The 24,401-nt window shown below is 63.1% G+C and carries 21 protein-coding genes; 10 read left to right on the plus strand and 11 right to left on the minus strand.

From position 1 onward, the window contains the following. From ATN38_RS01755 to ATN38_RS01765, 3 genes are all read right to left on the minus strand, one after another. Positions 1-289: aminotransferase class III-fold pyridoxal phosphate-dependent enzyme (locus ATN38_RS01755; RefSeq protein WP_218747492.1), on the minus strand; the 289-nt coding region annotated here is incomplete at its 3' end. Between the two features lie 40 nt (positions 290-329). Further along, complete coding sequence (locus tag ATN38_RS01760; RefSeq protein WP_007735205.1) at positions 330-1,808, minus strand: amidase; 1,479 nt, start codon at positions 1,806-1,808, stop codon at positions 330-332. A gap of 125 nt (positions 1,809-1,933) precedes the next feature. Continuing rightward, entirely contained in the window at positions 1,934-3,043 is a 1,110-nt protein-coding gene (locus tag ATN38_RS01765; protein WP_007735206.1) for a ring-opening amidohydrolase, read from the minus strand. Between the two features lie 223 nt (positions 3,044-3,266). On the opposite strand from ATN38_RS01765, the gene upp reads away from it, so the two are divergent. The 4 genes from upp to ATN38_RS01785 all read left to right on the plus strand — a co-directional run bounded on the left by upp (position 3,267) and on the right by ATN38_RS01785 (position 8,704). Beyond that, entirely contained in the window at positions 3,267-3,890 is a 624-nt protein-coding gene (gene upp / locus ATN38_RS01770; protein ID WP_007735207.1) for a uracil phosphoribosyltransferase, read from the plus strand. Between the two features lie 92 nt (positions 3,891-3,982). Then, positions 3,983-5,680, plus strand: coding sequence for a PucR family transcriptional regulator (locus tag ATN38_RS01775; protein ID WP_218747493.1), 1,698 nt, complete (start codon positions 3,983-3,985; stop codon positions 5,678-5,680). Positions 5,681-5,969: 289 nt separating this feature from the next. Then, complete coding sequence (locus tag ATN38_RS01780; protein WP_007735210.1) at positions 5,970-7,196, plus strand: CaiB/BaiF CoA-transferase family protein; 1,227 nt, start codon at positions 5,970-5,972, stop codon at positions 7,194-7,196. Beyond that, positions 7,193-8,704 (plus strand): carboxyl transferase domain-containing protein, encoded by a 1,512-nt coding sequence (locus tag ATN38_RS01785; protein WP_007735211.1) that lies wholly within the window; start codon positions 7,193-7,195, stop codon positions 8,702-8,704. The genes ATN38_RS01780 and ATN38_RS01785 overlap by 4 nt, the downstream gene beginning before the upstream one ends. A gap of 87 nt (positions 8,705-8,791) precedes the next feature. On the opposite strand, the gene ATN38_RS01790 is transcribed toward ATN38_RS01785, so the two are convergent. From ATN38_RS01790 to ATN38_RS01800, 3 genes are all read right to left on the minus strand, one after another. Continuing rightward, positions 8,792-10,225 (minus strand): uracil-xanthine permease family protein, encoded by a 1,434-nt coding sequence (locus ATN38_RS01790; protein ID WP_064075502.1) that lies wholly within the window; start codon positions 10,223-10,225, stop codon positions 8,792-8,794. 148 nt (positions 10,226-10,373) lie between these two features. Continuing rightward, complete coding sequence (locus ATN38_RS01795) at positions 10,374-12,017, minus strand: PucR family transcriptional regulator (RefSeq protein ID WP_007735212.1); 1,644 nt, start codon at positions 12,015-12,017, stop codon at positions 10,374-10,376. 102 nt (positions 12,018-12,119) lie between these two features. Beyond that, on the minus strand, positions 12,120-13,235 hold the full coding sequence (locus ATN38_RS01800) for an XdhC family protein (RefSeq protein WP_007735213.1): 1,116 nt from the start codon (positions 13,233-13,235) through the stop codon (positions 12,120-12,122). A gap of 282 nt (positions 13,236-13,517) precedes the next feature. Here ATN38_RS01800 and ATN38_RS01805 point away from each other — a divergent pair, with 282 nt between their 5' ends. From ATN38_RS01805 to ATN38_RS01815, 3 genes are read left to right on the plus strand one after another with little or no spacing between them, the layout of a single operon-like run. Then, positions 13,518-14,705, plus strand: a complete 1,188-nt coding sequence (locus tag ATN38_RS01805) for a CaiB/BaiF CoA-transferase family protein (protein WP_003946016.1) — start codon at positions 13,518-13,520, stop codon at positions 14,703-14,705. A 43-nt stretch (positions 14,706-14,748) separates the two neighbouring features. Then, the gene (locus ATN38_RS01810) at positions 14,749-15,408 is read left to right on the plus strand and encodes a TetR/AcrR family transcriptional regulator (RefSeq protein ID WP_003946066.1); all 660 of its coding nucleotides are present in this window, start codon (positions 14,749-14,751) and stop codon (positions 15,406-15,408) included. After that, positions 15,405-16,064: an enoyl-CoA hydratase-related protein gene (locus tag ATN38_RS01815; RefSeq protein ID WP_218747494.1), complete on the plus strand. Its 660-nt coding sequence runs from the start codon at positions 15,405-15,407 to the stop codon at positions 16,062-16,064. The genes ATN38_RS01810 and ATN38_RS01815 overlap by 4 nt, the downstream gene beginning before the upstream one ends. Here the strand turns inward: ATN38_RS01815 and ATN38_RS01820 are convergent. Next, positions 16,032-16,727: a hypothetical protein gene (locus ATN38_RS01820; RefSeq protein WP_235808504.1), complete on the minus strand. Its 696-nt coding sequence runs from the start codon at positions 16,725-16,727 to the stop codon at positions 16,032-16,034. The genes ATN38_RS01815 and ATN38_RS01820 overlap by 33 nt on opposite strands. On the opposite strand from ATN38_RS01820, the gene ATN38_RS01825 reads away from it, so the two are divergent. After that, positions 16,693-17,424 (plus strand): MBL fold metallo-hydrolase, encoded by a 732-nt coding sequence (locus ATN38_RS01825; RefSeq protein ID WP_003946042.1) that lies wholly within the window; start codon positions 16,693-16,695, stop codon positions 17,422-17,424. The genes ATN38_RS01820 and ATN38_RS01825 overlap by 35 nt on opposite strands. Here ATN38_RS01825 and ATN38_RS01830 read toward each other — a convergent pair. Together ATN38_RS01830 and ATN38_RS01835 are read right to left on the minus strand one after the other, a co-directional pair. Continuing rightward, positions 17,416-18,807, minus strand: a complete 1,392-nt coding sequence (locus ATN38_RS01830) for an amidase (protein WP_193594726.1) — start codon at positions 18,805-18,807, stop codon at positions 17,416-17,418. The genes ATN38_RS01825 and ATN38_RS01830 overlap by 9 nt on opposite strands. 150 nt (positions 18,808-18,957) lie before the next feature. Then, entirely contained in the window at positions 18,958-19,269 is a 312-nt protein-coding gene (locus ATN38_RS01835) for a helix-turn-helix transcriptional regulator (protein WP_007735219.1), read from the minus strand. 91 nt (positions 19,270-19,360) lie between these two features. On the opposite strand from ATN38_RS01835, the gene ATN38_RS01840 reads away from it, so the two are divergent. Beyond that, complete coding sequence (locus tag ATN38_RS01840) at positions 19,361-20,419, plus strand: SDR family oxidoreductase (protein WP_007735220.1); 1,059 nt, start codon at positions 19,361-19,363, stop codon at positions 20,417-20,419. 139 nt (positions 20,420-20,558) lie between these two features. Continuing rightward, positions 20,559-21,857 (plus strand): hypothetical protein, encoded by a 1,299-nt coding sequence (locus ATN38_RS01845; RefSeq protein ID WP_118605734.1) that lies wholly within the window; start codon positions 20,559-20,561, stop codon positions 21,855-21,857. A 24-nt stretch (positions 21,858-21,881) separates the two neighbouring features. On the opposite strand, the gene ATN38_RS01850 is transcribed toward ATN38_RS01845, so the two are convergent. Next, positions 21,882-24,071, minus strand: coding sequence for a transglycosylase domain-containing protein (locus ATN38_RS01850; protein WP_218747495.1), 2,190 nt, complete (start codon positions 24,069-24,071; stop codon positions 21,882-21,884). 112 nt (positions 24,072-24,183) lie between these two features. After that, the gene (locus tag ATN38_RS01855) at positions 24,184-24,393 is read right to left on the minus strand and encodes a hypothetical protein (RefSeq protein WP_019746112.1); all 210 of its coding nucleotides are present in this window, start codon (positions 24,391-24,393) and stop codon (positions 24,184-24,186) included. Positions 24,394-24,401: the final 8 nt, after the last annotated feature.

Below are 24,401 nucleotides of genomic sequence, written 5' to 3' on the forward strand. Positions count from 1 at the left end.
CAACCGGCGCGATGGCCGCCAGACGCTCGGCCAACACCTGCGTGGTTTCGGGAACAAAATCACCGAAGTTGGAGAAATGAGCGATCTTCGACAACTGAGCCGCTACCGCATCCGCGATCTCGGTGCGCCCGTGCCCGACATTGGTGAACCACAGGCCCGCCGTCGCATCCAGATACCGAGTGCCCTCGCGGTCCCAGATGTACGCGCCCTCACCGCGTGAGACGACAAACGCGCCGTTCTTCTCCACAGCGCCCATGTCCGCGAACCCGTGCCACAATGCCGAAGCCATCGTCTTTCTCTCCCAACTGGATACGTTCGAAATAGATCGGTCAGTTCACGCGGAGTGCGGGCGGAAGAACCCGCTCGACCCACTGGGTTGCCTGCTCGAATGCGTAGGCGAGTTGGAGTACGTCCAAGTCGGCTCCGTGCCGACCGATGATCTGGATACCCATGGGAAGCGAACGATCGTCGAAGCCGACCGGCATCCCCGCAACCGGAACCCCGGCCATCGTCCAGGGAACAACCGTCTCCATCCACCGGTGATACGTGTCCATCGACCGGCCGTCGACGGTCTCGGGCCAGTGAGTGTTCTTGTCGAAAGGAAACACCTGGGCACTGGGCGCAAGAATGTAGTCGTAGGTTTCGAACATCTTGGTAATGGCCGACAGCCAGCCGTTGCGGGCCTCCGCGGCCTTGGTCACGTCGAGAGCCGACAGAGTGACCGCGTGCTCGAGTTCCCACAACAGTTCGGGCTTCATCAACTCGCGCAAGCTCGGATCGTTGTACTGATCGATCAAGCCGAGCTGTGCCCACCAACGCCACCGCAAGAACAGTTGCCAGATGTCCTCGGGTTTGAAGTCGGGAAGCGCCGCCTCGACGCGGCACCCCAACTGTTCGAAGACCTCGAACGAGGATTCGCACAACTCGAGAACTCCAGGTTCGGTTGCCAGGTAACCGTTCCAGTCACCGACCCATGCGATCCGAGAGCCCTTCAGATCACGTGCGAGGCTTTCGGTGAATACCGCGGGATCCTCACGAATCCCCAACGGTGCATAAGCATCCGGCCCCGCCATCGTGGAAAGCAGGTGAGCCACGTCGGTGACGGTTCGGCCCATCGGGCCCACAACGGCGCCCTGAGCGATGAATCCCGTCTCCGGTATCCGACCCCAGGATGGTCGAAACCCAACAACGTTGTTGAATGCCGACGGGTTTCGGAGCGAACCCATGTAATCGCTTCCATCAGCCACCGGCAACATGCGGAGCGCCAACGACGCTGCGGCGCCACCGCTGCTACCGCCGGCAGTGCGCGAATTGTCGTACGGCGACACCGTCGTACCCCACACCGGGTTGTACGTCTGGGATCCGAGCCCGAACTCCGGTGTGTTCGTCTTGCCGATCACGATGGCACCGGCAGACCTGATCCGCTTGACGAACAGTTCGTCATCTTCGGCGATTCGGTCCGCGAACATCGGCGACCCGGACGTGAACGGCAGACCCTTGGCTGCCGAAAGATCCTTCACCGCATGCGGAAACCCGTGCATCCAACCGAGATACTCCCCACTCGCCAACTGCGAATCACGCTCGCGCGCCTCCGCCGTCAACGCTTCCCGATCCCGCAATGCGACGATCGCGTTCACCGCCGGGTTATGTAATTCGATCTGATCGAGGAAGCTGTCCATCACCTCGACACACGACACTTCACGCCTGCGTATCAGACCACTGAGCGTGACCGCATCGGCCATGACGAGTTCGCGATTCTCGGGCGCACCGGAAACGCTCTCGTCGACAGGGTCAGCAGCATGAACCATCGTGAATCCTTTCAAGCAGTGAAGTGGGGTACGCCGCGGCGGACTCGCCGACACCGGCAACTGATTCGAGGACGAATTGCCGGTGGCGGCGCGACTGTCGAGGTTTCCAGCGAGGTTCTTGCCTACTACTGACCGAGATCGACGATGGCAGCGACTGGGCCGCCGCCCTCGGGACCCTGGTGCGCTGCCGATACCGAGACGAACACTGCCGGATCGCCGGTGACAGCTGCCGTGACTCCGCCGACACACGACTTGATCTGGCGGTGCCAGTGCACGTCGGAGTCGTCGAGCATCGCATTACGACGGCCACGGACCGTTCCGTCCTGACTGGCCTCGCACTTCAAGAACACGTTGACGAGTTGACCGTCCAGGTCGCTCGAGTGCGGCCGCTCCGGAAGTTCGAGTCCGGCGTCACGGATCGCCGCCCAGATGCCGTCCTGGTCGAGCGGATCCTTCATCACGCTGTGGCCGATCCGGTAGCGTCCGCCGACGCCGCGTGCGTTACCGACGACGACGATCTGCGCGCGGTCCAACTCGACGCCGGACGAGCAGGATGCGACAGAGGAGAAGAGTTCGCGGCTGTGCATGACATCCTCGTCGGTCGGCATGTCGATTTCGCCGAGCGCAACCGCGATCCCCAGAGCCGTTCCGCCGTTGGACAGGTCCATCGACTCATGAGTCTGTTCGGTCCACACAGTCTTGCCGCGGCTCTTGGCGTCACGGATGGTGTGAATTGTCAGCAACGGAGTCTTGGTCTGTACGTAGTGCACGTCGGCGGGATCGGTGATGCCGGCATTGGCCATCGCGTCTTTCACTGCCGCAGCAACTTTGGTGATCATGGCCGTACGGCCGATGTCCTCGGGCAGCAGTTGCTCACTCATGGCGACACCCACGGTCAGTCGCGGCTCGTCGGTCTTGGTGACCTTGTCTGCCGGCACGGTCGCGAAGATCGTCGCGTGCGGGCTGATCACGCCGTCCGTGCCGCCGGACCAGACGATCGGCACCTCCGCCACTTCTTCGGGGCTGCGATTACCCTTGGCGGAGAGAACCTCTCGGAACGCTCGGTCCGCGATGATGCGCGTGTAGTCGTTGACGCCGCCGTTACCCTCGGTTTTGCCGATGACTGCAATGACGCGGTCGGCCTCGAGGACACCGTCGTCGATCAGCTTGGCGAGCTCACTGGCGTCGGAGACGCTGTGTAGCGGAACCTTACGGACCTCGATTGCTTCGGGCATTGGCATCTCCTTGTATAGGGAATCGTGGAGGCAAAATTGAGCCTTGACAGCTCCGGGCGCTCAGTCCAGCCGAGCGGTTCGGAACTGCCGTGTCGACCACGCTATGACGACTCGAACCCATCGGCATCGTCAATACTTGCCCAAACGAAAACCGCGATTGGTTATTTCGACTCCGATTCACCGGTTGTGCGCCGCCCCATCGGTTCTCACTTACGATTCGACCATGGACACCACTGTTGTCGACCATCCGCTGGCGGCATCGCTGCTCACGACCATGCGCGACGCTCGCAGCGACAACGCAACGTTCCGGTCCGCCTTGCGCAGACTGACCCATATGTTGGTCTACGAGGCCATGCGCGGCGCAGAACTGGAACAGTTCGACATCGAGACGCCAGTTGCTCCGACGCTGGGGGTGCGGCTGGCGAATCCACCGCTCCTGGTCCCGGTCTTGCGAGCGGGCCTCGGCATGGTCGAACAGGCGAGTGCCCTTATTCCGCAGGCAGGCGTCGGTTTCGTGGGAATGGCACGAGACGAGAAGACACACCAGCCGGTTCCGTATCTGGAGTCCCTGCCAGCTGATCTGTCGAGCACCCCCGTCTACGTCCTCGATCCGATGTTGGCGACCGGTGGATCCATCGTCCGCACAATCGATCTGCTCATTGCACGCGGAGCCACCGATGTGACTGCAATATGTGTCGTCGTGGCTCCGGAAGGGATCGAAGCACTGAAGAACTCCGGACATCCGGTCCGGCTCCTCACAGCGAGCATCGACGACGGCCTGAACGAAAATGCTTTCCTGATACCTGGACTCGGAGACGCGGGCGATCGCCAATTCGGGCCGCGGTAGTTGGCAGACATACGGAGAACCGCTCATTCCGAGAGGCTATTTTCGTCAACTGTTGACAATGTTCGTCGCGTGATCGAGCGTAGTCTCGCGACATGGATAGATCTGCCAAATATTCGAGCGAAGAGGTTCAACATTTGCCAGAGGGTGGCGACTACAGACTCACAGTTCGGGATGTCCTCGAGCTGCCCAGTCTGCGTGGAGCCGAAGTCCTTGCCGGGCACGGGGGCTTACGCCACCTCGTTCAATCGGTGAACGTGATGGAAGTACCGGACATCCTCGCTTGGGTGAAGCCGAACGAGTTGTTGGTGACAACCGGGTTCCCGCTGCGCTACGGGCGAACCGGCGAGCTTCTCGACGACACAGATCTCAGTGACCTCGTCGACGGTCTTGCACGTCGAGGAGTCGCGGCACTTGCCGTGAAAACGGGCCGTTATCTCGACGAGTTGCCCGAGGCGATGCTGCACATGGCAGAGCAGCGAGGGCTTCCGCTGTTGGTTCTTCCCGTCACCGCGGGATTCGACGAGGTGATCTCGGAGGTCTTCACCAAGTTGGTGGCGAAGCAGTCCGCGGCACTCGACATTGCCGATCGACTTCACCGCTCGTTGACGTCGATCGTCTTGGAAGGTGGCGATCTACCTCAGATTGCCGCAGAATTCGCCGCGCTCTTCGACGTCAGCGTTCTGATCTGCTCGCCGGACGGAAGGGTATTGACCGAGGCCGGGGATTCAGCCGCGCTGAACGCGCTTCCGTTGTTCGAAAGCACCGGTCGGTTCCTGACCGAGCGGGTCGCCGTCGGTTTACAGAACGCGCCCAAGGGATTTCCCGGCCAGTTGGCGCTCACCCGAGTGGTGGCCGGCGGCACCGACCACGGCCGGATGGTGGCGTACGCCGGCACCCACGAACTCGGCGCAGTTGTCGTTCAAGCGCTGGAGCGAGCGGCCACCGTTGCCGCGCTGGCCGTCACCAAACAGCTGGCAGTTGCGGCAGTGGAATCCAAGTTCCGCGGCGACTTCCTCCGTGACGCACTGATAGGCGAAGCCGGCTCGCCTGCGGAAGTGAGCGCGCACTTCACCCAGTTGGGGTGGGATGTCACTCGTCCACTTGCCGTTGTGGTTGCAGAACTCGACGTCGATCACCCGGAATCCCAGCACGCGAATTCCACTCGCACGGACCAAGATCGACTCAGCGACGGCTGGCAACAAGTGGTCCGAACACACGAGCGGACGGCGCCGTCCGTCGGGTTTCGACACGAGGTGGTCACGCTTTTCCCGACCAGCACCGACCGTGCGGTTCGGGACATCGAAGGGTTGGTGCGCAAGGTTGCCGGCGATCGCACCAGCGGCCGCCGATCCTTCAGCACGGGAGTGAGCCGGGTGATCTACTCCCTGGCCGATCTACCCGCGGCCTACGACCAAGCCTGTACAGCCGTGGTCGTCGGCCGACGTATCAACGGGCCGGGGCAGATCGCACACTTCGACGAACTCGGTGTACACCGACTCCTCTCGCTCCAGACGGACAAGAGCGAACTGCGTTCGTTCACCGATGACGTTCTGAAGTCCTTGTCGGCGGACAACGCCGAAGCCGCTGACCTGCGTCTGACACTCCAGACCCTGCTCGACTGCAATTGCAATGTCGCCGAGGCCTCCCGGGCGCTGCACATGCACTACAACACTTTGCGTTACAGAATCGGAAAGCTGGAGAGCGTCGTCGGATCGTTCACCGACGACCCCGTCCTTCGATTGAACGTCTCACTCGCCCTGCAGGTCATGAAGATGCACGAAATGTCATGACTTCGCACGATATGAGCTGACAGAACGTCCCGATAACGGTTCGATACAACCGCAATCGCGCCGCCCGGTGAGCGTTCGTCACTTCTTACCCACCACTGACACCCGTCGTCGGCAAGGTTACCCATGTGCCGTTCATCGGTGCCCGCTTACGGTTCGAAAGACGGGCCGCACATACCTCCTTCAGTGGCCCTGGCCGGTTTCTCGGTCCAGCGGACCGGAGTCGACCGAACTACGGAGGCCTCAACCACCAACTGGCTCAGCCAATTACACCAGAACACGGCGGTGCGACATGAACTCGACTTCGAAGCCTCACAACACAAGTGCTCGTAGTGGTCCGTTACACGACGTGATAGTCGTCGACCTCACGCGCGCACTCGCGGGTCCTCACGCGGCAATGATGCTCGGCGATCTGGGTGCCGACGTGATCAAGGTCGAATCACCTCACGGCGGCGACGACACCCGTGGGTGGGGGCCGCCTTTTGTGGAGCCCACGTTGGAACCACCGAACACACAACGGGAATCGACGTATTTTCTGTCCACGAACCGGAACAAGAAGTCGATCACGCTCGATCTGAAATCCGACAGTGGGCGCGCGACCCTCGAAGATCTCGTCTGCCGCGCCGATGTTCTCATGGAGAACTTCCGCACCGGAGTTCTCGATCGACTCGGATTCTCGACCGAGCGGCTGGCCGAACTCAATCCTCGACTGATCGTTCTGTCCATCAGCGGTTTCGGCCACGACGGCCCGGAAGGCGGTCGCGCCGGCTACGACCAGATCGCCCAGGGGGAAGCCGGACTCATGTCGCTGACCGGCTCGAGTCCGGACGACGTTCAACGAGTCGGAGTTCCGATCGCCGATCTTCTCGCCGGAATGTACGGGGCGTTCGGTGTCGTCGCGGCTTTGAAGGAACGCGAACAGACGGGGAAAGGCCGCGTTGTCCGAACGTCGCTCTTGGCCAGCGTGGTCGGTGTTCACGCGTTTCAAGGAACGAAGTGGACCGTCGCCGGTGAGGTAGGCACAGCGCAGGGCAACCACCATCCCTCCATCGCACCGTACGGGCTCTTTCGTACCGGCGATGGCGCAGTGCAGATCTCGGTCGGCAGCGAAAGCCTGTGGAGAAGATTCTGCGAAGGATTCGACCTCGACCCTGACGCCCCGGGTATGGCAACAAACGCCGAACGCGTCGAAAATCATTTCCAGGTCGTCGAATTGATCGAACGTACCTTCAAGCCGTACTCGCGTGACGAGCTTCTGACCGAACTCGACCGCATCGGAGTACCGGCAGGACGGGTTCGGACGATCTCCGAAGTGTACGAATGGGAGCAGACCCGATCACAGGGATTGCTCGTCGACGTCGACCACAGCACGCTCGGAAACATCACACTGCCCGGTCCACCGCTACGATTTTTCGATCCGGACGGAACCGAAGTGACGGAGACCCGCCACACTGCACCTCCGGTTCTCGGTGAAGACACTGACGAAATCATGTCATGGCTACAAGGATTCACCCGATGAACCGCCTGACGGCTCGCGACTTGCTCGACCTGGTGATCGATGCCGGCACCTGGGAGTCGTGGGATACCCCTCCGATTCCCGTCGCGACCGACTCCGATTACGCCGAAGCACTTCTGCGGGCCCAGGAGAAGACCGGACTCGACGAGTCCGTCCTGACCGGAAGCGCCTCCGTCCGAGGCCGCCGTGTGGCAATCATCGTCTGCGAGTTCGGTTTTCTCGGTGGTTCGATCGGCGTGGCGGCGGGAGAACGCCTCGTCGTCGCCATCCGTCGAGCCACCCAAGAGCAGCTGCCCCTTCTTGCGCTTCCCACGTCCGGGGGAACGCGCATGCAGGAGGGGACGACGGCGTTTTTGCAGATGGTCAAGATCACCGCGGCGCTCATCAAGCACAAAGAAGCGCACCTGCCCTACATCGTCTATCTCCGAAACCCCACCACCGGAGGCGTATTCGCGTCCTGGGGATCACTCGGTCACGTGACGATCGCGGAACCGGGGGCCCTCGTCGGATTCCTCGGCCCTCGAGTGTTCGAGGCCTTGTACAACTCACCTTTCCCCGCCGGTGTCCAGACAGCGGAGAACCTTCACGAGCACGGACTCATCGATGCAGTGAGGCCGCCAGACCAGCTCGCCGAAATCGTCGAACGCGCATTGCGCATCATCACCGGGGCGCATCGTGGGTACTTATTGCCCAGTGACCCGTGCTCGTACGATTGCCCACCCGATACGTCGGCGTGGGAATCCGTCGTCGCATCCCGGCGCGAAGACCGACCGGGGATACGGGAAGTGTTGCTCAATTCCGCCTCGGACATGCTCCCGCTCAACGGAACCGGCCAAGGCGAGAACGATCCCGGCATCATGCTCGCGCTCGTTCGCTTCGGCGACATGCCCTGCGTCCTTCTCGGACAGGACCGGCGCGGACAGACTGCTCACTCCCCACTCGGCCCCGGCGCTCTGCGGGAGGCTCGGCGAGGTATGCGGCTGGCCGCAGAACTCGACCTGCCGCTGGTGACGATCATCGACACAGCGGGCGCGGCACTGTCGAAGGAGGCCGAAGAAGGCGGACTGGCGGGCGAGATCGCTCGGTGCATAGCCGACATGATTTCACTCGAGGTCCCCACCATTTCCCTCCTGCTCGGGCAGGGCACGGGCGGCGGCGCCCTGGCACTGATTCCGGCCGATCGAGTGCTGGCGGCCCGCCACGGTTGGCTCTCGCCCTTACCTCCCGAAGGTGCGAGCGCGATCATGTTCCACGACGTCACGCACGCGCCGGACATGGCAGCCAGTCAAGGGATCAGGTCCTTCGATCTGCTCGCGGGCGGCATCGTCGATCGGGTCATCCCCGAATTTCCCGATGCCGCGGACGAATCCGCCGCCTTCTGCACTCGCGTCGGAGCGGTACTGCACTACGAGCTGAGCGTGCTCAGTGCTACCGATGCGACTGAACGGCTCAACACCCGCACCGAACGCATCGACCGTATCGGCCTGGTCGAAGCCAGTACCTCCGTCTGATCGATCAGTACCCAGAACACCGGAAAGGCCGGACATCCTCCGCGGAGGATGTCCGGCCTTCGTCGATCGAGCACACTCAGCCAAGCGTCACGTGAGTTGCTTGGCGGGTTCCTCCCGATCGCCGCCGGGAGTCTTCGAATCCGGCTTGTTCGGTTCCGGATTCTTCGCATTCAGTTCCGGGTTCTTCGAACCGATGAACTGGCACAGGTGGTACATCCCGATCACGACGATGGTGCCGAGCGCGATGCCGCTGAGCGAGAACGTGTCACTGAACTTCAGGGCCGTGTCGCCGATACCGATGATCAGACCGGCCGCGATCGGCATCAGGTTGAGCGGATTGCCGAAGTCGACGCCGTTCTCCTTCCAGATCTTGGCGCCGAGAAGGCCGATCATGCCGTAGAGCACCACGGTGATTCCGCCGAGAACACCGCCGGGCGTCGCCGAGATGACGGCACCGAACTTGGGGGAGAAGCCGAGCATCATGGCGACGATGCCGGCAACCGCGTAGGCGGCGGTGGAGTACACACGGGTCGCTGCCATGACACCGATGTTCTCGGCGTACGTCGTGGTGGGCGAACCGCCGACGCTGCTGGCGATAGCGGTGGCGAAACCGTCACCGGCGAGCGCACGTCCCATGTACGGGTCGAGGTCGTCCCCCGTCATCTCGGCCACGGCCTTGACGTGGCCCGCGTTCTCCGCGATCAACGCGATGACACCCGGAAGGACCAGGATGATGAACGTGAGGCTGAACGACGGAGCGTGGATGCCGACGATTCCGTTGGCCTCGTCCGAGAACGGGGGAAGGCCGAACCACGACGCCGACTGCACCGAATCCCAGTTGACGCGGAAGTGCTCGGTGATCTGACCGGTGCCTGCGTCGTAGGAGGTGATCGTCCCCGAGACCCGGTCGAGGATCCAGGAGAGGACGTAGCCGAAGATCAGCGCCAGGAAGATGGCGATGCGCGCCATGAAGCCTCGTAGCGCGATACTCATGACGATCAGGGCCACCATGACGATCAGAGCCACCCACTGGTCCTGCGGCCAGTACAGCCCCGCGACGACGGGTGCCAGGTTGAATCCGATCAGCATCACCACTGCCCCGGTCACCACCGGGGGAAGAACCTTGAATACGACCCGGCCACCGAGGAAGTGGATCGCGATACCGATGGCTGCCAGGACCAGTCCGGACACCAGGATCGCGCCGGTCACCTCGGCGGATGTTCCGCCTTGGGCACGAATGGCGGCGATACCACCGACAAAGGCCGCCGACGTACCGAGGTAGCTGGGAATGCGTCCCTTGACCACCAGCAGGAAGAAGAGCGTACAAAAGCCCGACATCATCACGGCAAGTTGAGGATTGAGCCCCATGATGATCGGGAAGACGAACGTCGCGCCGAACATCGACACCACGTGCTGGCTGCCCAGCCCGATGGTTCTTCCCCAGCTGAGCCGCTCGCCGGGAGCGACCACTTCACCCGGTCTGATGTTCTTTCCATCTCCGTGCAACGTCCAAATCGGCATGATGGGACCTTTCGTGCAGAGGAAGGTGTCCGAACGCTGAGTGTGCTCCAGCTCACAAAACACCGTGACTGGAGTGAAACGCTATTACAGCGCGGGGGTATCGACGTGATGACAATCTGCCAGAACCCACCGACCCGGATTGGCAATATTAGTGATTGATGCCGCGCATCGCGGTTATCTTCAGTGCTAGAGACAGATCCAGCCGGAGTTCGGGTTGCGCCGTGAAGGGTCCCAGCATTTTCTCCAGCTTAACGACCCTGTAACGCAGTGTGTTGTAATGGAAGTGGAGCTTGCGCGCTGTCTCGGCGATGTTGATGTTGGTCGCGAGCAAGACTTCCAATGTCTTGCGCATGTCCTGCGCTTCGGCAGTTTCCTCCGTCAGTTCCCGCAGTGTCTCCCGCGCGAACGTCTCCAGCTCGTTTTCGTCCTCGACCAGACTGAGCAGTCTGTACACGCCCAGATCGTCGAACTGAGTCACCGTCCACGGACCGGAGATCCGTCGCCCGACGGTCAGTGCGGTGCGCGCCTGACTGTAGAGCGCCGGAACGGCGTCGATCGCCGCTGTCGGCCGGGACACCCCGACACTGAACGGCCTTCTCCCGCCGCCACCTTCACCGCGAACGACCGTGACGAGGTCCCGCACCAATGCCATCGTGTCGGTGCCGACGCCCATCACGATCACCGTCTCGCCCGTCAGCGCGGTCACCGCCGCACCGGGATCGCGGTGGGCGATCGCGCCGGAGAACGCCATCGCCTGGCGATCGACGACGGGCAGCCGAGCGGGCGCCGCCGAGGCCGGTTCGTCGATCGGGTCCGGCTCGATCGAGACGATCACCAGCGGGCGGTCGAAGTCCCAACCGAATGTCTTGGCATGGGAGACAACGTGATCGTGGTCCCCGGCCCGGCCGAGGAGCAGGTCGTGAACGAAGTTGGCGCGATGGCGTTCCTCCACCGACGCCACGGCTTGTTCGCGGGTGATGACCAACGCACACACCGACGCGGCCCGCTCGACCAGGTACTGGTCGTAACTCGTCATCACGCGCTCACCGGTGAACAACGCGAGACGCCCGTGGTCGATGTGATTGGCGGAAATCGCGGACACCGCGATGAATTGACCGTCGAACTCGTGCAGACCCAATCCGCCCTCGACGGTGTCGGTCCGCAGACGACCGGTGGAATCGACGGCGGGACAGGCAGACAGATGCTTGCGCTCCGCGGCGTCCCCGGCGCGGCAGATCTCGCGTCCGTCCGAGGTGGTGATCAGGGCGGCGCCCTTCATCTCCCGTGCGATGACTTCGGTCAATTGCGGGAGGCCGCCGCCGCCCATCACGACGTCGACCAGCAGCCGTCGCAAGCGCTCGGCCCCGAACATGGCGTCGATCTGGGCCGACTCCGTCTGCTCACGGTCTCTCGCCGCAGGGTGATCACACGCACCGTGAAAAACCAGGAGCGGGAAGCCGGCGCTTTCGGCCGCGTCGACCAGCTCCGGCGCGAGAGTGTCCCCGTCTGCGCCGAATTGGACGGCAAGTGCCGCAACACCTCGCGTCGACAACCGTCCGACAAATGCTTTGAAGGTTTCGGTGACCCTGGCGAGGGTTTCCGGCGTGGTGATCAGCAACTGTCCGTGCCGCAGCCACGGTCCGATGTCCGGAACCGCCATGAATCCCACCCGGGCTACCGTCGGGTCTTCGCAGCCGCCGGCGACCTTTCGAACACCAGGAAGGAGCTGGGTTCGAAGAAGTTCGGAGAGAACAGCATTCACCTCGGATGCCGGTACGGCCGGGTTTGCCACTTGGCAGGCACCTCGATTTCATTCGGATCACGGAAGATGGTTCACGAAAGAAACGATCCTATCCCCACCGAACACAAGATGTCCGAATTCAGCGCAGTCGACTCAGGCCGTTCGATGCAGGGCGGTCGGATTCTCCTGAGGTGGCGGGTGGATCGGCCCCTGCAGATCCCGCAGTTCCAAACCGGAGGCATTGCGCAGGGTCTTGGTCATCTCGGCGAGGATCGACACTGCAGTCTCCTCCGGTGTCCTCGCGCCGAGATCCAACCCGATCGGTGAGTGCAGACGCCCCAACTCGGCGTCGGTGACGCCTCGCTCCTTCAACAGCGCCACCCGACGCTCATGCGTCGCACGACTTCCCATCGCGCCGACGTACGCAGCCGGCGAACGCAGCGCGATCTCGAGCAGGGGGATGTCGAACTTCTCGTCGTGCGTGAGCACGGCCAGGACGGTTTTGTTGTCGATCGGTGCGGTTTCGAGGAACTTGTGTGGCCACATGACGACCAGATCGTGGGCGTCGGGGAAGCGCGCCCGTGTCGCGAAGACCGGCCGTGCGTCCACGACGGTCACGCGATAACCCGCAAAGGCGCCCAACGTACACATCGAGGCCGCGAAGTCGATGGCCCCGAACACGTACATCCGCGGTAGTGGCGCGAAGATCTCGACCAGCAGGTCGTGCTGCGAATCGATGAGAGTTCCCGCCGGCGCGACAAAAGCGACGGACTCACCGGTGTCCATCGTGCGCAGCAGGATGGACACCTCGTCCTCCGTGGCATCCAGATCCCCGCTGCGTCGGCCGTGCTCGACGACGAGGTGCCGTGCCGGTGCTCCCGGACGCACTTCGGTGACCACGACGACGGGCGTATCGGCCTCGATCCGTTCACAAACCTGACCGAACTCGACGAAATCGGCTCCGACGGCCTGGACGAACACTTCGATGGTTCCGCCGCAGGTCAGCCCTACCCCGATGGCGTCGTCGTCGGAGACGCTGAAGACCTCGACGCGACTGGTGCCGTCGGCGAGAACCTCCTGGGCGATCTCGTACAGTGCACTCTCGATACACCCGCCCGAGACGCTGCCGACCACCTCGCCGGAGCGTGAGACGGCCATCGAAGCACCGGGCATGCGCGGTGAGGATCGCCAGGTACGGACAACCGTCGCCAGTGCAAAATCCTCGCCGCGGGCGTGCCACTGCGCCAGCTGAGTGGAAATGTCGCGCATCGCCTCGCCTCCCGCTTGCATCGCCGTCCGTAGAGAGTTCACGGTATCGGCCCACCGCAATCCTGCCTGTCACACAATGCGCCTAAATCCGGGCCCTGCAGTTGTGCAATGTCGCCGTCGCATCACCTTGCGCTCTCGACCAGTGTTGTCACCGAGCCCAGCCGAAAGCAGGCCTGACCTTCATTCTTCCCCTCTCCGACGATCACTGCAGCGGCAATTCACGCAGATGGTGCGACGGATCGAGTGGGCGACGTTGCACACCACAGAACCGAGGTTTCTCCCATGGACCAATTGCTCAGCGGTATCAAAGTTCTCGACCTCACCCGTGCTCTCGCGGGGCCTCTGTGCACGTCGCTGCTCTCGGACTTCGGCGCCGACGTGGTCAAGGTCGAAACCCGTGGCTCCGGCGACAGTTCGCGTCAGTGGCCGCCGTTCGACGGCGATCGAAGCCTCTACTTCGCTTCCGTGAACCGCGGCAAACGGTCGATCGCCATCGACATGCGCAGTGACCGCGGGCGGAAACTGCTTCGCAGCCTGGCCCTCGACGCAGATGTGCTGGTCGAGAACTTCCGTCCGGGAGTACTGGCCGACATGGGGCTCGATCCCGACTCGCTCGAGCAGGAGAATCCAGGGCTCGTCGTGATGAGCATCAGTGGTTTCGGCCCGGTGGGCCCTGACCAGTTCGCGCCCGGACTCGATCAGGTGGCCCAGGGCATGTCCGGGCTGATGTCGGTCACCGGTGCCGGGGAACAGACCCCGATGCGGGTCGGTATCCCCATCATCGACACGGTCTCGGGCATCTACGCAGCGCTGGGCATCACGGCGGCGCTTGCCTCTCGCGGTCGCGATGGTCGTGGGCACCGCGTGCAGACCTCGTTGCTGGAATCCGCGATCTCGATCATGACCTTCCAGGCGCAGGACTACCTGAGCACCGGGCGGGTTTCGACGCCGAACGGCAATACGCACCCGACGATCACGCCGTACGGCGCTTTCGACACTGCCGACTTCCCGATCAACATTGCCACCGGCTCGGACAAGCACTGGATCGCACTGTGCTCGGTACTCGGCGACCCCGAGCTCGCCTTCCGTACCGAATATGCCACGGGTAAAGAACGTTTGGCGCACCGAGACCAACTGACCAAAGAACTCGAGGACCTACTGACCACGAAGGGCGCGGCGCAATGGATCTCCGAGATCCGCGGTGCCGGAATCCCCTGCGGCCCCATCCATTCGATCGATCAGGTGTTCTCCGACCCGCAGGTCGAGGCATTGCAGATGGTCGAGCAGACCCAGAGCGCCGACGGAACGTCGATTCCCGTTGTCCGCGGACCGTTCTGGGTGGACGGCAAGACCCTTCCCGTCAGGAATGCGCCACCCATGACTCTCGGCGGTGACGCCGACGACGTACTCACCGACTTCGGCCTGCGCCCGGAGGAGATCGAGGATCTTCGCGCAAATTCGGTGATCTGACCGCACACTAGTAACAGAGCAGACGCTCTGTTACTGTGCGTTCATGCCTCGGCCACGCGTCCACGACCTCGACACCCTGCTCGACGCTGCCGAAAAACTTGCCGCCACTGCCGGACCGAGCGCTGTCACGGTCCGGGCAGTCTCCGACGCCACCGGTGTATCCAACGGGGCGATCTATCACGCATTCGGCTCTCGCAGTGGACTGGTCGGTAGCGCGTGGCTGCGTGCTGCGCGACGATTTCTCGCGCTTCAACAATCGAGAGTGGACGACGCTCTCGCGGACCCGTCGCCGACTTCGGCGGTTTCCGCCGTCGTCGCAGCCGCCGAAGTTCCGGCCGTCTTCGCGCTCGACTACCCACAATCCGCGTTGCTGCTGTTGACGATCCAGCGCGACGAACTGCTCGGCACCGACGTCCCTGCCGACATCGCCGAGCAACTCACACAACTCGACCGGTCTCTGGTCGAGTTGTTCATCCGGTTGTCGACCGCGCTCTGGGGCCGCAAGGACGGCCGAGCCGTCGAGGCAATCGAGGCCTGTGTTGTCGGCCTGCCTACCGGACTGCTCATCCATCCCGCCAAACGCGCCGACGGTTGGCGAGTCCCCGACGCCGCAGCACGCGCGCGGTTGGATGCCGCCGTTCGAGCGGTTCTGCATCTCGACCCACCACTGCCCAAGCCACGCAACAGGAAAGGCCAATCATGACCGCAACTCTGCGCTTCGAAGACAAGATCGCCGTTCTCGATCTCGGCGAGGACGAGAATCGATTCTCGCCGGAGTGGCTCGATTCCGTCGACAAGCTACTCGACCAGACTCTGAGTGAAGGCGCACACGCCCTGGTCACCACGGCGACGGGCAAGTTCTACTCCAACGGACTCGACCTCGACTGGCTGGGCGCGAACGGCGACAAGGCGAAGTGGTATGTGCAGCAGGTGCAGTCGCTGTTCGCTCGGATGCTGACGTTCCCGATGCCCACCGTCGCGGCGATCAACGGCCACGCCTTCGGAGCCGGCGCCATGCTCGGCATCGCGCACGATTACCGCGTCATGCGCGATGATCGCGGCTACTACTGCTTCCCGGAGGTGGACATCAACATCCCCTTCACCGAAGGAATGGCAGCTCTCATCCAGGCCAAACTCAGCCCGGCGTCGGCAATCGTCGCCATGACCACGGGGCGGCGATACGGCGGAAGTGACGCATTCGCAGCCGGTTTGGTGGACTTCACCGCATCCGTCGACGCTTTGACCGCCAAGGCCATCGAAATGGTTGCACCGATCGGCCCGAAGAATGCGGGCACACTGGGGGCAATCAAGTCGACGATGTTCGCTTCAGTGGTCACCGCTCTGAACACCGACGGCTAGAAGCGACGGACTGTGTTCTCGCAGAGCCGCTTCCAGATCGTCGGCAACACTTTCGGGATCGCGGCCTTCGGTGCTCAGAACCACGTCGACTCCACTGAGCGTCGGCATCGAACCGGCCAGCAGTTGTGACGCCTCCACCAACTCGTCCAACCCGGCCCAGCCGGCCGGTTCACGTTCGATGATTCTGGTACGCAATGTATCCGGATCGGCCTCGAGGCGCGCCAGCAGGTGCCCCTCGGCGCCGGTCGCGGCCAGCAGGGCGCGCCCGTAGTCGTCGTCTTCGACGGTAGCCGTGAGGAACAGGAGTTCGTACCCCGCTTCCCGGTACGACGCACACAGCATCCCGACGTGTGCGATTGCCCGTTCGGTCCCCAGCGGCGGATAGCACCGCTCGAGTTCGTCCACCTCGATCATCGCGTTGCTCACCCCGGCCTCGCCGAGTCGATCGTGAAGCGCGGTCAGCACGGAACTCTTCCCCGCGCCCGGCGGGCCTGTCAGCAGCAGTACGAACACGTCCTCCACTATTGCAGAGCCGTAAGCACGTCCAGAACCTTGTGCAGGCGCGGGGCGGCGAGAAGGCTGGAGAAGACAGCTCGACATGTACAACAGCCCTGATCGGAGCACAGCGATGACCACCACGATCACCGAAATCGCGCCGGACATCTACCGACTGTCGACCTTCGTGGACGAAGCGAACCTCACGATGAACCAGTTTCTCGTCGACGGCGAGGAACCCTTGCTCTTCCACACCGGGCAGCGAGCGTTGTTCACCTCGGCTTCCGACGCACTCTCCACGCTGATCGACATCGACCGTCTGAAATGGATCACGTTCGGTCACGTCGAGGCCGACGAATGCGGGTCCATGAACTCCTGGCTTGCGGCGGCCCCCGAAGCGCAAGTTGCACACGGTGCGATGGGGTGCTTCGTCCAGGTCAACGATCTGGCCGATCGGGCGCCACTTCCCTTGCAGGACGGCGACGTACTCGAAACCGGCAGCCGCCGAGTCCGGCACATCGACACCCCACACGTCCCACACGGTTGGGACGCGGGTCTGATGTTCGAGGAGACGACGTCGACGCTGTTCTGCGGAGATCTCTTCACTGCGTTCGGGCACCACCCCGCGACCACCGAGCACGAAATCGTCGGTCCCGCTTTGGAAGCCGAGGACTTGGGCCACGCCACCTGCCTCACCCCGGATCTCGAACCCACGATCCGCGCCCTGGCCGACCTCGAGCCGCGGATTCTGGCTACCATGCATGCACCGACGTACTACGGCGACTGCGTCACCACGCTTCACGACCTGGCCGACTCGTACGCAACACGTTTCGCAGCCGAAACCGAAAGATGGAAGTCAGACTAGAGCTTGCGCATTCGACGTGATTCGCGCCGCCACGGACAGCGCAACATGCTCGTGGAACGGCCGGGCCACCACTTGCACTCCGACCGGTAAACCGTTGCGGGAGAGTCCTACCGGAACCACGACCGACGGAAGGCCGAGCACACTGATCGCCCGGCAACTCGCGAGCGCGTCCATCCACGTGAGTTTGCGACCGCCCACCTCGAAGCTCTCCACACCGAGCGGCGGAGCGAGCACCGACGCAACCGGCAGAATCAGGACGTCGCCCATCTCGTCGAGGAATTCGGCGATCAACATCGCACGATCCGCCCACAGCGCTTCCACCTCGGCGGAACTGCGATCACGGCCTGCCGCAAGCATGGCGGTGATGTCCGCGTCGAAAGAGTGCGCTGAACCTGCGGCGAGAGAGTGGATGTCCGCGTGGGTCTCGACCGATCGCAACGCGCCGAAAAGCGCGTTGGCCCGCGGCAGAGCCAGACCGTCGTACTCGCTCGCGTCCAGGCTGATCGCCACCGTCCGAACCGCTGACCGGATTTCTTCGTCGACGGGAATCGTTCCCTCGCCGGTGGCCCAGCGGATGTCGAGGTCGTCGACGTCGACCGAATCAGGCTCGCTCCACGAGAAATGCGGCATCGACAGGACGCGCAACGCAAGCGCCGCATCACCGAGGTTGCGGGCCAGTGGGCCGATGGTCTGGATCGTGCCGTGCATCGTCGCAGGGTTGGCGAGTACCCGTCCATCCGAAAGCACGCCTGGATACTGACCTTCCGGATCGACACGTCCGAGCGTCGGGCGAACCGAAGTGAGGCCGGTGCAGTGGGCGGGCCAACGCACCGAGCCACCAAAATCCGTACCGAGTCCGAGCACGCTCATTCCGGCAGCAACCGACGCGGACTCGCCGCCACTCGACCCGCCGGGGGACCGGACGACGCCGTCCGGTCGCACCGGACTGGCCGTGGTTCCGAACAGTTCGTTTCGAGTCAGGCCGCACGCGCCGAATTCCGGGGTGTTGGTCTTGCCGATCAGAATCGCACCGGCAGCCTTGAATGCCGCGACGGCCGGGGCGTCGACGGCCGGGACGTTGTCCGCCAGAGTGCGAGAACCGGCAGTGGTGCGCACGCCGGCAGTGGCGATCAGGTCCTTGACCGTGAACGGAACCCCGGCAAGGGGGCCGAGTGTCTCACCGAGAAGGCGTCGTTCGTCCAGGGCATCCGCGGCCGTGCGAGCCTCCTCGGCGCACACGGTGACCAGTGCGTTGAGTTCGACATTGCATTCGTCGACCCGTGCGAGATGTTCTTCGACGACGGTCCGCGCCGACACCTGACCCGACCGCACGGCCTCGGCGATGGATCGGGCATCACGGCCCACCCAGCTCTCACGACTCATCGCACGCCTCTCCTTGCCAGTACCCTCTGCCGAGCGTAAGGACAACGAGCAACCCGAGAAACGACCACAATGCACATACCGACGGCGCCGACGATGTGAGGTTTTGCCACAACGTTGGCGGCCCCGGAGGGATCGGTCAGGTGCTGGTACCTACAAACCCTGCCTGATGAATGCAGCAAGCTTCTCGATCTGTTGCTCGTTTCGTTTGTAATGCCGCCACTGACCGATTCGTGTGGTGGTCACCAGATCCGCGGCCTGGAGTGCGGCCATGTACTGAGACGCCGTCGATTGCGACACCTTCGCCCTCGCTTGAATGTGCTTGAGGCACACTCCGACCTCCTCAGCAGGCTCGAGCTGAGGGGGAAAGCTCCCGGGGTCTTTCAACCACTGCAGGATTTGCACACGCATCGGGTTGGCCAGCGCCTTGAACGCCGTTTCCCACTCGGTTGTTGCGTCTTCCATGTTCGTGAGCATACCGCTAGATCGCGAAATGCCGATATGTGTGGTTCACTCCCTATATCGCAACATCGCGATATACCAATGGGAGGCTGAAATGGTGCAGCACGACAAAGTGGCACTCGTGGTCGGAGCCCGAGGCGTGATCGGTGGGAACTTGATCGATCACCTCGAGTCGACCGGAGAATGGAAGATCATCGGACTCTCGCGGCGAGGCGGTACGGACACCGACCGGGTCGAACACATCGCAGTCGACCTGCTCGATCCCTACCGGACTGCAGCGGCACTGAGCGGACTGGGCGACGTCACTCACGTCTTCTACGCCGCCTATCAAGACCGCCCGACATGGGCCGAGCTGGTTCCGCCCAACTTGGCGATGCTGGTCAACACTCTCGACGCCATCGAGCCCGTTGCGGGCGGACTCGAGCACGTCAGCCTGATGCAGGGCTACAAGGTTTACGGGGCACACCTCGGACCGTTCAAAACTCCGGCCCGCGAGAGCGATCCACCGCACATGCCACCCGAGTTCAACGTCGACCAACAGCAGTTCCTCGAACGTCGGCAGCTCGGCAAGTCGTGGACATGGTCGGCGATCAGACCCTCGGTCGTCTCCGGATTCGCACTGGGTAACCCGATGAACCTCGCGATGGTCATCGCCGTCTACGCGACCATCTCGAAGAAACTGGGTGTCCCACTCCGATTCCCCGGCAAACCCGGCGCGTACACCAGCTTGATCGAGATGACCGACGCCGGACTCCTGGCCGAAGCGACGGTCTGGGCCGCGACCAACCCCGAGTGCGCAAATCAGGCGTTCAACATCAACAACGGCGACCTGTTCCGCTGGCAGGAGATGTGGCCGAAGATCGCAGCCTTCTTCGACATGGACGTCGCACCTCCGCTCCCGATGTCCCTCGATGTCGCAATGGCGGACAAGGAGTCGGTGTGGGATGAACTCGTCGAGGAACACCACCTTGCTCGGACCCCGTATTCCGATGTCTCGTCCTGGGGGTTCGGTGACTTCGTATTCGGATGGGACTACGACTTTTTCGCTGACGGATCGAAAGCTCGGCGGTTCGGATTTCACCGCCACGTCGACACCGAAGCGATGTTCCTCGACATCTTCGCCAATCTGCAGGCTCGGAAGATAATCCCCTGACTGAAACACGGTCACTCGGATCCTACGAACACTGTCACTGTCGGACCCCACGACTAACGTCGTAGGCGGGGTTTGAAAAGCAGGGGTTTCGGCGAGTCGTCGGTAGGGCCCCATGCGCCCCCGGACCAGAGGAGCGACGATGTCGGACAATACTTTCGATCTGGAAATCCTGAGTGCCTGGACTACTTTCGAGACTCATCTCGCTCGCTACATCTCCGTGATGGAGGACGACGACACCCTCGTGGTGGAGTCGCATTACGACAGCATGGACGAACTGGCCGACGCACCCGCGTGCATCCAGTTCTTCGCATGGAACCAGACCTCCGTGCGCTGTGAAGTTCCTTCCAACAGGTTTCTGCATCCACTGCGGATGCTCGAACCGGAAGACCATTCAGCGCTGCTCGACATGGGGTTCAACGCTCCCGATCTGTGCGAGCACGTACCCGAGGGCAATGGGTCCATGTCCTTCTACATCGACGTCGACCGCGCTCGTCCCGAGGAACTGGTGACAAAGGTGTTGCGCGTATTCCGCGAAATGTGGAGCATTGCGCACCCGTCGTTCCTGCGTGCCAGCACCAGTGGGCGCGAGTCGACGCCGGCGTTCGCCACGACGCCGTCTCACGCTCCCTCGGGTTCGGGCGACATGCTGCGGATCCTGGTCGACGGGGCCGTCGAGCGCCTTCTCGGTCATCCGCCCAAGCGTGACGACGACGGCGATATCCCGCTGGTCCGCGGTGAGCAGGTCACCTATGTTCGTGTTCTCGAGGACGACGAGTACGTAGAGGTGTTCTCGCGGGTCGTGCATTCGGTGGAGAACCTCGAGAACGCTGCTGTAATTCTTGCTCAGCTCAATCGGCAATGGCCGACCATCAAGCTCATTCTCGTCGAGCAGAGTGTGCTGGGCGTGGTCCGCGTGGACGGCGCACCCTTCGTCGCCGAGCACCTGCTGCGGGCTCTGCGCTCGTTCGCCGAACTGGCCGAAGCATCCGACGAACTCGCCGAAGAACTGGGCGGGCAACCCATCCGCGCAACCGGAGACACCGCCTTCAACGACGGCATGGCCTCCGAGCACGAAGATCCCGGTGCCGAATACGAGTCACACGAGTGCCACGAATTTCCGCCGGCTCTCATGGCGCTCCTCGAACTCGACGCAGACGGAACGGGCGAGCTCAGCGCCGAAGAGGTTGCCGTGATCTGTGAGCACGACCGCGACACCATTCTCGACTACCTGCGGATCAGCCAGGAGCAGGAGACTGCCTGGCACGAGGCGTTGACCGAGTCCATCCGCCGCAAGGACGACGACACCGACCTGTGTGCGGGCGAGAAGCGCGCGTGGACGCACGCGATCCGCAACCTCAGGCGCGGACTGCGCGTCGTCGTACTGCCCGCCAAGGATGCAGCGCCCACCCAACTCGGTCTCTTCGACGATCAGGCCTGAGAACCGGAAATCGAGCGCTGCTTGTCAGCCCGGTAGTGGGATGACGATGCCCGGCAGGATCTCGATCTGACGCGGCAACTGGGGGAGCGGCGGCACTTCGATCGGCGGTAGGCCGGGCACCTCGATGGGCGCCGGGGGAGCGACCGCGCCCGTCGTGGGCGTGCCCGTCCCGTCCCCCGAGGTCACGCCGGAGTTCGCGGGAACGCCGGCCTGCCCGCCGATGGGGTCCGGCCACGGGAAGCTCTCCCAGTCGGATCCCTTCAGCGCGCCGTCCATCGTGCTCTTCCAGATGTCCGCAGGCACTCCGGAGCCGTAGATCAAACCACCGTAGGAGTTGGTGATGGCCTGAGCGTCGGAAGTTCCGATCCACACCGCGGTGGACAGCGACGGCGTGTAACCGACCATCCACGCATCCTTGTTCTGGCCCGTGTCACCCAACTGCGCGGTACCGGTTTTGGCTGCAGACGGGCGTCCACCGGCAAGCGCGTGACCGTTCGAGTACGACGCGATCGGCAGCATTGCCTGCGTGACGTTGTCGGCAACGGCAGCATCGAGACGACGCTCACCGGGAGAGACCGGGCGATCGAGCAGGACTTCACCTTCGGCCGTCACGACCTTCTGGATGAAGTGCGGCTGCTGGTACACACCGGAATTGGCGAGCGTCGCGTAAGCGGACGCCATGTCGATAACGCGAGACTGATACTGGCCGAGCACGATTCCGTTCTCCGGCGGACCACCCTCCTGTGTGAGCGTCGGGTAGTCGAGTCCGGGAATGTGCTCGGGGATGCCGGCCAGGTGGGCGGCGTCGGCGATCTTCTGGGGACCGTTCTCCATCGAGAGCATCAACCGGTAGAAGCTGGTGTTCAGCGAACGCTTGAGTGCCTCGGCGATGGTGCATCGACCACAGGATTCGCCGCCGACGTTTCCGATGGTCACGCCGTTGATCGTGAGCGGTGAACTGTCGAACCGTGCGGAGAGCGGAATGTCTTCCATCAATGCTGCGACCAGACCGAAGACCTTGAACGCGGAACCGGTCTGCAGCGGCGCCTGGGCGTAGTCGAAGCCGGCTCCGTCGTCACCGCCGTAATAGGCGTCGACGCCACCGGTCTTGGGGTCGATGGACACTACTGCGGTCCGCAGGTCTCCCGGCTCGCCCTCGAGATTCCGCCTGACGGCGTTCAGCGCAGCTTCCTGCGCAACCGGGTCGATGGTCGTCGTGATCTGCAGGCCAGCGGTGTTCAGCGTCTGATCGCTGATACCGGCCTCGGCCAGTTCCTTGAGTACCTGGGTCTTGATGTGGCCTTCGGGTCCTGGCGCCTGGTTCAGATCGGTCGGCCGATTGGCGGGGGCGACGGCCGGGAACTGCATCGCGTCGCGATCCGTCTTGGTCAGGCTGCCCAGTTCCACCATGCCGTTGAGAACGTAGTCCCAGCGCGCTTGCAGCGCGGACAGATTGGTCTCGGGGTCCAGGAACGACGGGCTCTGGATGACGGACGCGAGAACTGCGCCTTCCTCGACGCTCAGCTCACTGACCGGCTTGTCGAAGTACGCGTTCGACGCGGCGGCGATGCCGTACGCACCGCGACCGAAGTAGATGGTGTTGAGATACGCGGCAAGAATGTCGTCCTTGGACCATTCGCGCGCCATCTTGGCGGAGATGACGAGCTCACGCAGCTTCCTGTCGATACTGCGCTTGTCACCGACCAAGACGTTCTTCACGTATTGCTGAGTGATCGTCGAGCCACCGCCGGCGCTTTCCTTGCCCATCACGTTGTCGCGGGCAGCGCGAGCAAATCCGGAGATCGAGAATCCGGGGTTGGTGTAGAAGTTACGATCCTCCGCCGAGAGCACCGAATCGCGGACGTGAATCGGGATGGCCGACAACGCGACCTCGGTGCGGTTTCCCTCCGCCGGCACTACCTTGCCGAGCACGGTCGTGCCGTCGGCCATGTAGATGGTGGACACCTGATTGGTCTGCATGTCAGAGGGGCGCGGGACATCGGTCCGGCTGTACGCGACAGCAAAAACCGACGCGGGCACGATGACCATCAGGAGCACGAGAACGTAGATGGTCCGCCGGACGTACCGCCACTTCGAGCGCTGCTTTTTCGCGGGCTTGGCCGACTTGTTCGACCGGGGCGAATTAGCCGACTTGCCCGATCGAGCCGACGACTGATCGCCACCCGTCGCACTCGATCTGTTCGATGGACTCACTCAACACTCCCGGTCGTGGATCCGGACTTACCGGCACCATTCCACCAGGGTGATATCTCGATCAGATAACTCCCGGCAACTGCGATACCGAAATGTCACCCTACCGGGCTGGCTACTCGCGACGTTCTGCTCGGACCGCGTTCCGATATCCGCGGAACGCGAGCCCGAGAGCGACGACGCAACCGAGCAGCACCAAAGACGGCATCACGCCGGGGTCTCCCTTGACGATCGCGACCACAGCGCCGATCAACGCCATGAGGGCGAAGACCGAGATGAAGCCGGCAATCAGCTCCATACGCTGGGCGCGCGAAGCCCGCCTCATCGAAACCG

This window comes from Rhodococcus sp. FH8, from assembly GCF_019266085.1.
In the GTDB taxonomy this organism is placed as follows: domain Bacteria; phylum Actinomycetota; class Actinomycetes; order Mycobacteriales; family Mycobacteriaceae; genus Rhodococcus_F; species Rhodococcus_F qingshengii.